At 62.6% G+C, this 12,698-nt stretch carries 11 protein-coding genes; 9 read left to right on the top strand and 2 right to left on the bottom strand.

All coding sequences use genetic code 11. From position 1 onward, the window contains the following. On the top strand, positions 1 to 754 hold a 754-nt coding region (locus tag ABJF10_RS22985; RefSeq protein WP_348546955.1), incomplete at its 5' end, for an efflux RND transporter periplasmic adaptor subunit. 756 nt (positions 755 to 1,510) lie between these two features. On the opposite strand, the gene ABJF10_RS22980 is transcribed toward ABJF10_RS22985, so the two are convergent. Beyond that, a complete protein-coding gene (locus ABJF10_RS22980) occupies positions 1,511 to 2,389 on the bottom strand; it encodes a TIGR01777 family oxidoreductase (protein ID WP_348546954.1) in 879 nt (292 codons plus the stop codon). A gap of 61 nt (positions 2,390 to 2,450) precedes the next feature. Next, positions 2,451 to 3,410 carry a peptidoglycan recognition family protein gene (locus ABJF10_RS22975; RefSeq protein WP_348546953.1) on the bottom strand — a complete coding sequence of 320 codons (960 nt, stop codon included), beginning with the start codon at positions 3,408 to 3,410 and terminating at the stop codon, positions 2,451 to 2,453. Between the two features lie 126 nt (positions 3,411 to 3,536). Here ABJF10_RS22975 and ABJF10_RS22970 point away from each other — a divergent pair, with 126 nt between their 5' ends. The 8 genes from ABJF10_RS22970 to ABJF10_RS22935 all read left to right on the top strand — a co-directional run bounded on the left by ABJF10_RS22970 (position 3,537) and on the right by ABJF10_RS22935 (position 12,588). Then, positions 3,537 to 4,310 carry a peptidase gene (locus tag ABJF10_RS22970; protein ID WP_348546952.1) on the top strand — a complete coding sequence of 258 codons (774 nt, stop codon included), beginning with the start codon at positions 3,537 to 3,539 and terminating at the stop codon, positions 4,308 to 4,310. Beyond that, positions 4,310 to 4,951 carry a phosphoribosylanthranilate isomerase gene (locus ABJF10_RS22965; protein WP_348546951.1) on the top strand — a complete coding sequence of 214 codons (642 nt, stop codon included), beginning with the start codon at positions 4,310 to 4,312 and terminating at the stop codon, positions 4,949 to 4,951. The genes ABJF10_RS22970 and ABJF10_RS22965 overlap by 1 nt, the downstream gene beginning before the upstream one ends. A 240-nt stretch (positions 4,952 to 5,191) precedes the next feature. Then, positions 5,192 to 7,039, top strand: a complete 1,848-nt coding sequence (locus tag ABJF10_RS22960; protein WP_348546950.1) for a hypothetical protein — start codon at positions 5,192 to 5,194, stop codon at positions 7,037 to 7,039. 150 nt (positions 7,040 to 7,189) lie between these two features. Beyond that, a complete protein-coding gene (locus ABJF10_RS22955; RefSeq protein ID WP_348546949.1) occupies positions 7,190 to 8,188 on the top strand; it encodes a serine protease in 999 nt (332 codons plus the stop codon). Positions 8,189 to 8,199: 11 nt separating this feature from the next. Further along, positions 8,200 to 8,814 (top strand): hypothetical protein, encoded by a 615-nt coding sequence (locus tag ABJF10_RS22950; RefSeq protein WP_348546948.1) that lies wholly within the window; start codon positions 8,200 to 8,202, stop codon positions 8,812 to 8,814. 150 nt (positions 8,815 to 8,964) lie between these two features. Beyond that, positions 8,965 to 10,098, top strand: coding sequence for a Gfo/Idh/MocA family oxidoreductase (locus ABJF10_RS22945; protein WP_348546947.1), 1,134 nt, complete (start codon positions 8,965 to 8,967; stop codon positions 10,096 to 10,098). 43 nt (positions 10,099 to 10,141) lie between these two features. After that, a complete protein-coding gene (locus ABJF10_RS22940; protein WP_348546946.1) occupies positions 10,142 to 11,746 on the top strand; it encodes an MFS transporter in 1,605 nt (534 codons plus the stop codon). A gap of 101 nt (positions 11,747 to 11,847) precedes the next feature. Continuing rightward, complete coding sequence (locus ABJF10_RS22935; protein WP_348546945.1) at positions 11,848 to 12,588, top strand: methyltransferase domain-containing protein; 741 nt, start codon at positions 11,848 to 11,850, stop codon at positions 12,586 to 12,588. Positions 12,589 to 12,698: the final 110 nt, after the last annotated feature.

The following is a 12,698-nucleotide window of genomic DNA, read 5'->3' as shown; positions in this document are numbered from 1 at the left end:
CGAAATGCTCGTAGCGAAGACCGTGAGTTCACAGGAAGCCGATGAAAAGTCCGGCGATCTCGAACTGAAGAAAGCGACCATGCAAGCCGCCCAGGCCAACGTCGAGCGCCTCACGGAGGTGGCCGGCTTTGCCCACGTCACCGCGCCCTTCGCCGGGACCATCACCGCGCGCAACCTCGACGTCGGCCAGCTCGTCAACGCCGGCGCCGGACAGGAACTTTACCGCCTTGCGCAGACCGACAAGCTGCGGGTCTTCGTCCACGTGCCGCAAAACTACGCCCGCACTACGACCGTCGGACAGGTCGCCGAACTGACCCTGCCGGAAGCTCCAGACGAGAAGTTCGAGGCCAAGGTCGTCCGCACCGCGGGCGCGCTCGACGTCACGACGCGTACGCTGCTCGTGGAACTCGAGGTCGACAACACGAAGGGTGAAATCCTCGCGGGCAGCTACGGCCTTGTGCGTCTCACGGATTCACACCCCGAGGCGGCGCTCGCGCTCCCGGCCAGCTCGGTGATCTTCCGCTCCGAGGGGGCGCAAGTCGCGGTCGTGGAGAATAACCATCTCAGCCTTCGCAAAATCAAGATCGGCCGCGATTACGGCCCCATCGTCGAGGTGCTCTCCGGCGTCATCTCCACTGACCACGTGGTCACGAATCCCTCCGACTCCTTCGCCGAGGGCATGGAAGTCCGCGTCCTCGCCCCCGCACCCACGACACCCACTCCCGCCGACCAAACCGCCCCGCACACGCATTAAGCTGTAGTCGCGAATTGCGGAAGATGAGCAAGGCGGCGAACCGTGGTGCGCCGAATAATCTCACTGGAGGTGTAGGGCGCGTGTCCCCACGCGCCGGGAAAGTTTTCGCCCGGCCGGAGGCGCGCCGGGTGAAATTTTCCGCAATGGAGCCAACAGAGCCAATGGAGCAAGGCACTTTTTAGGGCGAGTTATGTTTCCATAGGAGCGTGAAGACCGACTCCGCCCAACCCTCTCGCGCCCGCGCCTCGGATGGCGCCCAGTGGGAGCGGCGCCTTCCAACCACCGACCGAGCCAGTCGCGCGCAGCGCCACCTTTCCGGGGGCCTCGCTGGTGCGAAACCCGGCGGTTGGAATACCGCCGCTCCCAGTCCCTCCCACTCCAGCTCCCAGTGCCCTCCCACTCCTTCTCCCACCTGCGCTCCCACCCGCTTTCCAGAGTAAATTCCATCGATCCCACCTAATCCCACCGCAACCAAAATATGCATAATCCCACCCCTCAATGGCAAGATCGCCCGGCTCCCCAAAGCCATTCGGGAGGAACTCGATGAACGCCTCGCCACCGCGAACGCAGCCCGCACCTGGTGAAATGGCTCCATTCCCTGCCCGATGCCGGAGGCATCCCAGCGCCCAGAGCCGGTGGTTGAGCGCAGCGACACCACCGGAAAGGGTGCCGGAAACGGCTCACCCCAAAGGGGTGGCAGCCCTCGCTCGAATCAAGCCGAATCAAGGTAATCAAGGTGGGAAAAAACTGTCGGGATCAGCCGAGCAGGTCTTTCAGCGCCGGTTCCAGTTCGGAGAACTGGAATCCGAAGCCATGTTCGCAGGCCACGGCGGGGAGCACGCGTTTGCTGTCGAGCAGTTCATGAGACAGGTCGCCCAGGAGCGTGCGTAGCACGAACGCGGGCGCACGAAAGAATGCCGGGCGATGGAGCTGGCGGGCGAGCATGTGGGTGAAGTCGGCATTGCGCACGGGCCACGGGGCGGAGGCGTTCATCGGTCCACGAATGTCCAGGTTCTCGACCGCGAAGAGCGCGAGGCGGGCGATGTCCTCAATATGGATCCACGGCATCCATTGGCGGCCATCGCCCATTTGCGCCCCGAGGCCAAAGCGAAAGGGCATGGCCATCAAAGGCAGCGCGCCAGCCTCGCGGCCCAGCACCAGCGAGGTGCGCAGCAGGACCACCCGCGCGTCCGTGGCGCGGCTGGCTTCGGCTTCCCAGGCCTGCACGGTGTCCGCCAGGTAGCCAGTGCCGGGCGGCAGGTTCTCGGTCAGTTCTTCCTCCCCGCGACTGCCGTAGAAGCCAATAGCCGAACCGTTGACCAGCACCTCCGGCTTCTGCGTGGCGGCGGCGATGGCCTCGACCACGCGGCGGGTCCCCTGCACGCGGGTTTCGACGATGCGGCGCTTCTTCGCCGGGGTCCACAGGCCCGCCACCGGTTCACCCGCGAGATGAATCAAGGCCTCGCAGCCGGAAATATCCGGCGGCGTCTCGAGCGAAAAGGCGCGCATCGTGCACCCTGGAATCCCCCGCTCCGGATGGCGCGTGAAGGCGATGATCTCGTGTCCGCGGCGCAGCGCGATATCGAGGATCCTTCGCCCGAGAAAACCAGTAGCGCCGGTGAGGCCAATGTTCATGGCGCGCAACATCCCGCATCTCCCCGCCGAGAGCCACCTCCTTCATCCTTCATCCTTGCCCTTACGTCCCAGGCTGATCGAAACGCCCATGAATCCAACGATACGGAAAACGATCACCCGGGCAATCCGTCGGCCAGCGCGGCGGATTGATCTCGCGATGCGGCTTCACAATCGCCCACTGGCGGTCGATCTTGCCCACGCGCTGCCGCAGGTAGCGGATGAGTTCTTCGCAGGCCTCGAGCTGCTTCTTCGTCGGCGTGTCGCGGTTGAAATCGCCGACGAGGCAGATGCCGAGCGCGATATTATTGAGATAGTCGCTGTGCACGTGGCCGCCATTGATCTGGCGCTTCCAGCGGTTGCCGATCTCGATCTCGCCGTCGCCGGTCGAGGTGCCGTTGCCGATCACGAAATGGTAGGCCAGCCCGTTCGGCATCTTGCGCACGTGCAGATGGTAGTAGTCGAAGGCCTTGGCGTTGCCCTGCCGCGTGCCGCTGTTGTGGACCACGATGTAGCGCCAGCGCCGGGACAGCACCGGCGCGCGATCGATCTCATTGCGCACGCTCTTGGTGAGATATTTCCACTTCTCGAACCACCCGGCGGACGGCGCCGGCTCGTAGCTGCGCTGCTGTTCGAAGCCGGACTTTTCGATGACCACCGGCGCGCTGACCGTCGCACGCGCGGGTCCAGGCGTGGGACCCGCGGGGAACAGCATCGTCTGCCTCGGGCGCGGCGTCGCCTCCGGCTCGGGCTTGGGTTTTGGTTTTGGCCGGGGCGTAACCTCCGGCTCGGGCGGCTTGGGCGCGGGCGTCGGGGTCGCCGCCGGAAGAGGCGTCGCCGCCGGCCGCACGGGCTTCGGCTTGGGCTTGGGCGTCGTCTCGGGTGCGGGGGTCAGCGGCACGGTCTTCATTTCCTCCCGCGCCTTCAGGAACTGCTTCCGCTTCTCCTCGTCCGCCTGCTCATCGGCCCGCGCGCACACATTCAGGAGCAAAAAGAGAAACAACAAAGGGAGAATGGCGCGCACGCGGGGGAGGCTACGCAAAGAAAGGCGGATGGAGGAAGGCTGAAGGCGGAAAATCCCAGTCGAGCCCGTGAGCGGTTTTCCCCTTTCGCCTTCATCCTTCCTCCTTCATCTTTCATCCTTACCCCTATGACCTATTGCCTCAGCCTTCTTTGCCGCGAAGGAATTGTCTTCATTTCCGACTCGCGAACCAGCGCCGGGGTGGACAATATTACCGTCCAGCCGAAGATGCGCGTCTATGCGGAAAAGGGCGACCGCGTCATTTGCCTGATGACGTCCGGGAATCTTTCCGTCACGCAAACGGTCTACGCCTTGATTGAGGAAGACTTGTCGCTGGCCAAAACCGATCCCAATCACAGCCATCTCATGAATCAGCGCACGCTCTTCGAGACGGCCCGCTATGTGGGATCGAAGATCCGCGCCGTGGACAAAATGGATCGCGAGGCGCTGGAGGCCGCAAAATTCGGCTTCAATATCAATGTGCTTCTCGGCGGCCAGATCGCGGGTCAAAAACACGAGATCCACTACGTTTATCCGCAGGGCAATACGCTCCAGGCGAGCACGACTTCCCCGTTTCTTCAGATCGGCGAGTTCAAGTATGGCAAACCGATCCTCGACCGCGGATTCACCTTCGACACCACGCTCCGCGACGCCGTGACCTTCGGCATGTTATCGATGGAGGCCACGGTGAAATCGAACGTCTCGGTCGGGCCGCCGATCGATATCGTCGCCTACGAGAGCGATTCCTTGAACGTCAAGTATCGCAGCCGTCTCGAGGAGGGCGACGCCTACTTCCGCGAGATCCAGACCAAATGGAACCACGGGATCGTGCAACTGGTGGAGACCATGCCGCATATGCACTTCCCCGGCGTCCAGAGCCAGCCCGGGGATTCCCTCTTGTGATGAACACCGCGCGCGTCCGCGTCAAAATCTGCGGCATCACCAACGAAGAGGATGCCCGCGCCGCGACGGATCTCGGCGCGGATGCCCTTGGGTTCAATCTCTGGCCTGGATCGAAACGCCATATCGATCTCGACCGCGCCTTCTCCTGGATTCGCGGGCTGCCGCCACTGGTCACCCGCGTGGCCGTGCTGGTCAACGTGTCGCTCGATGAAGCACGCCACGTGGCCGCCCACCCAGCCATCGATCTCGTGCAGTTCCACGGGGATGAAGATGAGGGCTATTGCGCCCAATTTGCCGCCTCTGGACGCCCTTTCATCAAAGCCCTGCGCATCCGCGACTCCGCCTCGCTGGACAATCTGGACCGCTTCTCCACGCCCAGCATCCTGCTCGATGCCGATGCCGGTGCGGCCTACGGCGGAACCGGACGGCAACTCGACCCCGCACTCGCGGCAGAGGCGGCACAGCGCTTTCCCGGGGTGAAGATTGTCCTGGCCGGAGGCCTGAAGCCGGAAAATGTAGCTGAGGCCATTCGTGTGGCGCAGCCCTATGCGGTGGACGTGGCCAGCGGGGTGGAAGCGGCCCCAGGCCGCAAGGACCACGAGAAGATGGCGCGCTTTATTGCTGCGGTAAGGGGGGCTTAGAGAGGGTCGGCCACCTCTGTGCTTCAGGAGCCGGTCCGTGGTTTCGCGGTGGTCGCCGGCAGATAGTGAGTTTTATCGCGAAAGGTTCTTTCCGTCTCAGAATCATTCTCATTTCTTCACATCTGAGAGTGGGTTTTTCTCGGGACTGCGATAAATATCTTAAAAAGTGATTACGTAGTGGGGGTGGCCTGCGTCGTGCTTGTATCGAAGTCACCAACCTTCCAACAGAAAGCTCACACCATGGCCAAACTTTCCACATCCCTCTGCGCAGCCGCTGTTTTTTCAGTGAGCTCCGCCTATGCGCAAGACACGGCTGCCGCGACCCCCGCGCCGGCTCCCATCGTTCCTCCCACCTCTTCCGCTATCGCTCCCGCTCCTATCGAGCCGCCGATCCAGTCCCCAGCCGGTGGCGCCCAGCAGGTCGTTCCACCCGCTCTGAACGATCCAAATGCGCTTCCCGGTGCCCCCGGAACCCAGCCGACCACCGCCGGCGCCCTGCCCGCCACGGCGGCTCGCCTCAATGATTTCCAAGGTGACCCGATCGACCTCGTGCTGCGCACCCTGGCCCGTCAGGCCAAGATCAACATGGTCGTCAGCGACAAGGTCGCGGCCAGTGCCGGCACGGTGAACATGCGCATCGAGGACAAGACGCCGAAAGAAGCCATCGAGATCATCGTCGAGTCCAAGGGGTTGGTCATGGATCAGGGCAAGGGCGGCGTGTTCTACATCAAGACGCCCGAGGAGAAGGCCAAGGAGCCGACGGAAAGCGGCGCCTACACCTTCAGCTATGCCCAGGCGGAAAAGGCCGTGGCACTGCTCCAGACGCAGCTCCAGAGCGGCGTCGCCCCGCAGTTCGACCAGCGCACGAACACCATCTTCTATCGCGAAAACCGCTCGAACGTCGACAAGATCAAGCTCTTCCTCGAGAGCATCGACAAGCCCACCCAGCAAGTCATGATCGAGGCACGCCTCGTGGAAGTGACCGCCAATCCGAAGCAAAGCTACGGCATCAACTGGGGTGGCGTCCTGGGCAGCTCGGCGACCCCGCAGACCTTCCGCTATGGCGGTTCCACTCTCGCGACGACGACGTTTGCCAACGCGCAACAGATCACCAACACGGTCGTCAATGGCGTGCCCACCCAAACGACCACCCCGCTGTTGGATGCCAATGGTATCCAGATTCAGGCCCCACAGATTGGCACCGCGCCCACGGTCACGACCAACAATGGCGTCCTGTCTCCCGCCGACTTCCTCCTCAATGGCAAGACGAGTGCGGGTAACTTCGGCGACGTGCTGGGCAGCCAGCTCGCGATTCTCAGCATCCCTTCGATGTCGGCCACCCTGCGCCTCTTGAATGAAGACTCCGACGCGGAGTTCCTCGCCCACCCTCGCGTGGTCACGGCCAACAATACCAAGGCCACCATCAAGATCACCCGCAACCAGCCGGTGCCCCAGCTCAACTTCAACGAGCAAACCGCGCAGGCCGTGTTCAGCGGGTTCCAGGACAAGGAGTTCGGCAATACGCTGATCGTGACGCCCTCGATCAACAAGGATGACTTCATCACCATGAGCGTGCAGCCGGAAATCAGCAACAAGGTGGCCGATGCCACCTTCACCTTCAGCGGCGCGACGGTCACCAGCCCGGTCATCGACAAGCGCACGCTCGATTCCAACGTGCTCATCAAGAGCGGCGATACGCTGGCCATCGGCGGCCTGCTGCAGGATGAAGTCACGAAGGGCCGCACCAAGGTCCCGATCCTCGGCGATATCCCCCTCCTCGGCTACGCCTTCCAGGAACGCCTCAATACCCGCACCAAGCGCAACCTGCTCATCTTTGTAACGCCGACGATCATCAAGCAAGGCTACGGCACCGGGTTGGAAGACCAGGTCACCGGCATCCATCACAGCGGCGAAGAATATGCCGACCCGAACGGCTGGCGGAACAATGCCCGCGGCGCCCATCGCCTCGTGCCCACCTCCGAACGCCAGCTCGCGGCCGATTACCCGAAGCCGGGCGTGCCGCCCGCGCCGAAGAAGGCCGGCTGGTTCCACTCCAAGCCCAAGGCCGCCCCGCTCCCCGAGCAGTAACCATTTACGGCGGACCGGGCCGCCTCAAGGGGGAAACCTCCCCGGCGATTTCACTAGAATCTCCACAGCGCCGACCGGAAACGGTCGGCGTTCTGGTTTTTTATCGAGCAAGATTCGCATTCCACGCTTATATCAACGAGCCATTCCGCCATGACCCGGTCGTTCGCCGTCCTTTTCATCACCAGCACCGCTTTCCTCGGAGCCCTCCCGGTCGTTGCCCAGACACCGGCTCCCAACCCGCGATCGACCGCCTCTTCCACCGCCGAAAAAGCGAAGGCGCATGCTACGGAGAAGCTGCTCCAGCCCCGCACGCCAGTGGCCGGCCAGCCCTTCGACGACCGCGAGATCGAACTCTACTTCGAGGTGGAAAGCCGCAAGCTCTACACTGCCAAGCGCGTCACTCCCCTGCATTTCGAACGCCGCATCTGCGGACTGCAACTCCCCAATGCACCCACCGAAAAGCTCGCGGGCCCAGCCATCGCCGCACGCGCCGAGGCCGCCACGCTCGTGCTCGGGGAGTTCTCCCGCGAATCGAAGAAGAAGAGCGACGTCACTTTCAACGTGGCCGGCGGTGGTTTCGTGATCGCACCCGGCGGCGTCTGCCTCACCAGTCTGCATGTAGCCTTGGACAAGACGGCCCGCGGCTTCTGCGCGCTGACACGGGATGGCCGTGTCTTTCCGGTTCGGGAAGTGCTCGCCTACGAGCCGATCAATGATCTTGCCATCCTGCAACTTGATCTGCCTGAGGGCGTCGATCTTCCCGCCCTGCCCCTCGCTCACGAGTCCGCGCCCACCGGTTCGCCCGTCTTCGTGATGAGCCACCCTGACAACCGTTTCTTCCTGCTCTCGACGGGCTATGTCGCGCGACACACGCTCTGGCGTAAAGAAGCCGGTGTGGAGGCATTCATGGCGATCACCGCCGATTTCGCCAAGGGCTCCAGCGGCTGCCCGGTGCTCGACGAGCATGGCACGGTGATCGGCATCGTGAACAATACCGAGTCCATCTATTACGACGACGATGGCCACCGCAAGCAACTCGACCTGCAGATGGTGGTGAAAAATGCCACGCCTTCCTGGGCTGTCCTGCCCATGATTGAGGGTGTCGCCAAGACCGCATCGGGCTCGCCAACCACCGCTCCCGCGCCGTAAAAGCGGGGGTGATGAATCGCCTCCCTTCACTCCTCGTTTTCCTCGGCTGCATCGCCTTTGCGGCCGCTGCTCCCGCCGCCAATCCCTTCCTCGCGGCCGCGGATGACAAACCGGTGTCCGCCAAGTTCAAGGGCACCGAATGGAACGACGATATCGGGCCCAAGGATCTTCCGCTCAGCGCGCGGGTCGTCACCACGCGCATCGCGCAGGCGCCGTGGGGATCAATCTTCAAGATCAGCTTCGAGGACATCGCCTCGCACGCCGACCCCAAGCGCGAAATCGGTCCGGTCTATTTCATCGCCACCGATAACGAGATCGTGTTGCTGAACGAAGAGAAGCCCGAAGCCGCTGCCCAGAAGCTCGCCGCGGAAGCAAAAGCGCCCGCGTTCGAGTCGGACTATGTGCGGGGCATCAACAAAGGCACCCGCAAGAGCGCGGAAGGCCTGACGGAAACCAACATCGTCGTGAAAGGCGAGCGCTGCACTTATCAGTGGTCCCATAACTCCGGCCACTTCACGAATATCGTCTGGCAAAAGGGGGTGGGCCTCGTGGAATACGCCCAAGGCCGCGGCGCCCGGGCCGACGGGTACCGACTGAAGCGTGAACCCGCGAAGGGCAAAGGCTAAGTCGGATGGCGACGAGCCGGGATTCCCTCGAAAATCACCCATCGCCCGCGAAGGCCCGCCAGCACTGATTTCCCCATTGACACCACAGAAACACCCCGCTGTTATGCGACGCGCTTCGCCCCCAAAGCGCGGTGTCTTTTTCCCCATTTCATGCCCTCAACGAAAATCAACGTCGCCATTGTCGGGCTCGGCTTTGGCGCGGAGTTTATCCCGATTTATCAGCGGCACCCCAACGCCAATATGTACGCGATCTGCCAGCGTACGCCGGAGAAGCTGAATGCGGTGGGCGACACCTACGGGATCGAGAAGCGTTACACCAAATTTGAGGACCTGCTGAAGGACCCCGCGGTCGATCTCGTCCACATCAATTCGCCCATCCCGGATCACGGCTGGCAATCCATCGCCGCGCTCAAGGCCGGCAAGCACGTGAGTTGCACGGTGCCCATGGCCACCAACCTCGCCGAGTGCAAACAGCTCGTCGACCTCGTGAAAAAGACCGGCCTCCATTACATGATGGCCGAGACCGTCGTCTACGCCCGCGAGTATCTCTTCATGAAAGAGCTGCTCGACACCGGCAAGCTCGGCAAGCTCCAGTTCGTCCAGGCCTCGCATCAGCAGGACATGGATGGCTGGCCGAACTACTGGCCCGGCCTCCCCCCGATGTGGTACGCCACCCACTGCGTCGGCCCCGTCTCCGGCCTCGTCGGCGCGCCCGCGGAATACGTCAGTTGCTTCGGCTCCGGCACCGTCCGCAAGGAACTCATCAAACACTACGGCAGCTCTTTCGCCGTCGAGACCGCACACATCAAGTATGCCGGCAGCGACGTCAGCGCGCGCATCATCCGCAGCCTCTTCGACACCGCGCGGCAGTATCGCGAGTCGATCGACGTCTACGGCAGCAAGGCGAGCGTCGAGTGGCCGCTCATCGAGCACGAGCCGCTCGTGCTGCATACCGCCAAGCTTGCCGAGCCGAAGATCCCCAAGCTCATCAAGACCCCCGATTTCGCCAAACGCCTGCCCAAGCCCATCCAGGCCTACACCACCGGCGGCGTCTATGGCGGCAAAGGCACCGGCAAAAAGTCGCACCGCAGCTTCGTGCAAGGCGCCGGCCATGGCGGCAGCCACCCGCACCTCGTCCACGAAATGATCGACGCTCTCGTCAGCAACCGCGATCCTTTCCCGAATGCGAAGCAGTCCGCCAACTGGACCGGCGTCGGCCTCTGCGCCCACGAATCCGCCCTCGCCGGCGGCAAGATCGTGAAGCTGCCCACCTGGTCACTCTAATCCCCTCACCCCACCCTCACCCCCAACCGACCCATCATCCATTATGTCCGCAAAAACTGAAGGCATCGCACCCAACGCCAGCCGGCTCCTCTGGGCTGGATTTCTCGCCATCCTCGCCGCCGGCGTCGGCTTCGCCATCCGCGGCGGCATCTTCGCCAACTGGGGCAAAGATTACGGCTTTACCGGCGCACAACTCGGGGCCATCGGCGGTGCCGGTTTCTCCGGTTTCTGCTTCGGCATCATCCTCGGTGGATTGGTCGTGGATAAGATCGGCTACGGCAAACTCGTCGCGGTCGCCTTCCTCGCACACATCCTTTCCGCCTTTGTCACTTTCGCCGCCAGCACTCCGGCAAATGCCTACAATTACCTCTGGTGGGGCATGTTCATTTTTGCCTACGCCAACGGCACGCTCGAAGCCGTGGCCAATCCGCTGGTCGCTACGCTCTACCCGAAAAACCGCACCCACTACCTGAATATCCTCCACGCCAGTTGGCCCGCAGGTATGGTCCTCGGCGCGGCCGCTGGGTGGTTTTTCGGCGATGGCATGCACTGGGGGTGGAAGGCCCAGCTCGCCCTTTACCTCGTGCCAACCGCCATCTACGCGATCCTCTTCTTCGGCCAGAGCTTCCCGAAATCCGAAGCCGCCGCGAAAGGCTCGAGCTTCGTGGAAATGTTCAAGGACGTGGGCATTCTCGGCTCCGCCGTCGCCTGCTTCTTGCTCGCGAAGTTTTTCGCCAGTCTCCCGTTCATCATGGCCACAGGGCACGGGGATCTCATCGGCAATAGCATCGGCAGCCTCCTCATGCTCGTCGCCGTGGTCGTCAGCCGCTTCTCGATCGGTTCGGTTCTGCTGCTCGTCCTTTTCATCACCCATGCGCTGGTCGGCGCAGTCGAACTCGGAACCGACGGCTGGATCCAGAACATCACCGGCAATCTCTTCACTCCGGAACAGGGCAAGCAGCTCTTCATCTGGACCTCGGCAATCATGTTCAGCTTGCGTTTCTGCGCGCACTTCATCGAGCGCACCCTCAAGATCTCGCCCGTCGGGCTGCTCTGCATCTGCGCCACCATCGCCTGCATCGGTCTGCGCCTCACCAGTGGCATCACCACCATGACCATGGCCTTCGCCGCCCTCGCCGTCTACGCCATCGGCAAGACCTTCTTCTGGCCCACCATGCTCGCCGTCGTCGGTGATCGCTTCCCGCAGACGGGCGCGGTGGCCATGTCCATCATGGGCGGCATCGGCATGCTTTCCGCCGGTCTCGTCGGCGGCCCTGGCCTCGGTTACCTGAATGACCGCTTCGCCGGTGAGGAATTGAAGGCCAAAGACGCTGCCCTCTTCGAGGAATACAAGGCCCCGGCGCCTTCCAAGTTCCTGAACATCGAGTCCACCGCCGCGTATGGATTGGACGGCAAGAAACTCGGCGAAGCCAAAGACGCCAAGGAAAAGACCCCGGCGCAACAAACCGTGGTTACCGCCGACCAGACTGGCAATCGCCACACGCTGATGTCGGATTCCTACATCCCAGCCACCATGGCGGTCATCTACCTGTTGCTCTTCCTCTATTTCAAGACCATCGGCGGTTACAAGCCGATCCATATGGCCGAGGACTTTACCGGTGGAACCACCGGCCCGATGGAAGCTTAAGGTTGCCGCGGCATCATCGCTGCTTAAGAGAAGGGACCGGTTCGCCGGTCCCTTTTTCTTTTTGCATGCGCCCAAGCCCGCCTATCTTAACCACCACCCCGGTGTCCGAAGACCCCTCTAGCTGGCAGAACCCCGATTTCGTCGCAAAATTTCTGGAGAATGTGCGCGGCGCGATCCCGCTCACCATCGAGCAGATCGAAGTCATGCTCCAGCTCATCACCGTCGCCCGCGGCGAGCGTATCGGCACTTTTCTCGATCTCGGTTGCGGTGAAGGCGTGCTCGCCGACGCCATCCTCGCGGAACACCCGGAAGCGCACGGCGTGCTGGTCGATTTCTCCGAGCCGATGCTCGAGGGCGCCCGCCAGCACCTGAAGGCCCACAGTCACCGTCTCGAATTCCTCGAGGCCGATTTTGCGCAACCCGCCTGGGTGCGCCGCGTGGCTCCGCACGCCCCGCTCGACGTCGTTGTCTCCGGCTTTGCCATCCATCATTTGCCCGATGCCCGCAAGCAGGCGCTCTACCGCGAAATCTTCGACCTGCTCACCCCCGAAGGCATCTTCATCAATATCGAGCACGTCGCTTCCGCCATCCGCTGGACCGAATCGAAACTCGACGACTACATGATCGACGCGATCTTCGGCAAAGAGCTCAAGTCGTCGCCCCGGAAAAGCCGCGCCGCCGTGGCCCGCGACTACTACGCCCGCGCCGACCAGGATGCGAACATCCTCGCCCCGCTCGAAGTCCAGTGCGACTGGCTGCGCGACATCGGTTTTGAAAACGTGGATTGCTTCTTGAAGATGGCGGAACTGGCGGTGTTCGGCGGACAGCGGCCAGCGGAGTAGTAAAGTGCTCAGTTCTTAGTGCTCAGTAGTCGTGCGCGTTCGCAGCGATTTTCAAACTGAGGTGCGCGAGATTTCTGGACCACAAAATAAGGAAATCAGCGATGATGGAA

The sequence above is a fragment of the Chthoniobacter sp. genome (genome assembly GCF_040003245.1).
Taxonomy (GTDB): Bacteria; Verrucomicrobiota; Verrucomicrobiia; order Chthoniobacterales; family Chthoniobacteraceae; genus Chthoniobacter.
The sequence above is the reverse complement of the archived record's forward strand: the minus strand, read 5'-3'. Positions and strand labels throughout refer to the sequence as shown.

Bases quoted from the DNA above. Each gene is read 5' to 3' on its own strand.
- ABJF10_RS22980 (WP_348546954.1), bottom strand. From the start codon at position 2,389: ATGAACATTGGCCTCACCGGCGCTACTGGTTTTCTCGGGCGAAGGATC.
- ABJF10_RS22970 (WP_348546952.1), top strand. From the start codon at position 3,537: ATGACCTATTGCCTCAGCCTTCTTTGCCGCGAAGGAATTGTCTTCATT.
- ABJF10_RS22965 (WP_348546951.1), top strand. From the start codon at position 4,310: ATGAACACCGCGCGCGTCCGCGTCAAAATCTGCGGCATCACCAACGAA.
- ABJF10_RS22960 (WP_348546950.1), top strand. From the start codon at position 5,192: ATGGCCAAACTTTCCACATCCCTCTGCGCAGCCGCTGTTTTTTCAGTG.
- ABJF10_RS22955 (WP_348546949.1), top strand. From the start codon at position 7,190: ATGACCCGGTCGTTCGCCGTCCTTTTCATCACCAGCACCGCTTTCCTC.
- ABJF10_RS22950 (WP_348546948.1), top strand. From the start codon at position 8,200: ATGAATCGCCTCCCTTCACTCCTCGTTTTCCTCGGCTGCATCGCCTTT.
- ABJF10_RS22945 (WP_348546947.1), top strand. From the start codon at position 8,965: ATGCCCTCAACGAAAATCAACGTCGCCATTGTCGGGCTCGGCTTTGGC.
- ABJF10_RS22940 (WP_348546946.1), top strand. From the start codon at position 10,142: ATGTCCGCAAAAACTGAAGGCATCGCACCCAACGCCAGCCGGCTCCTC.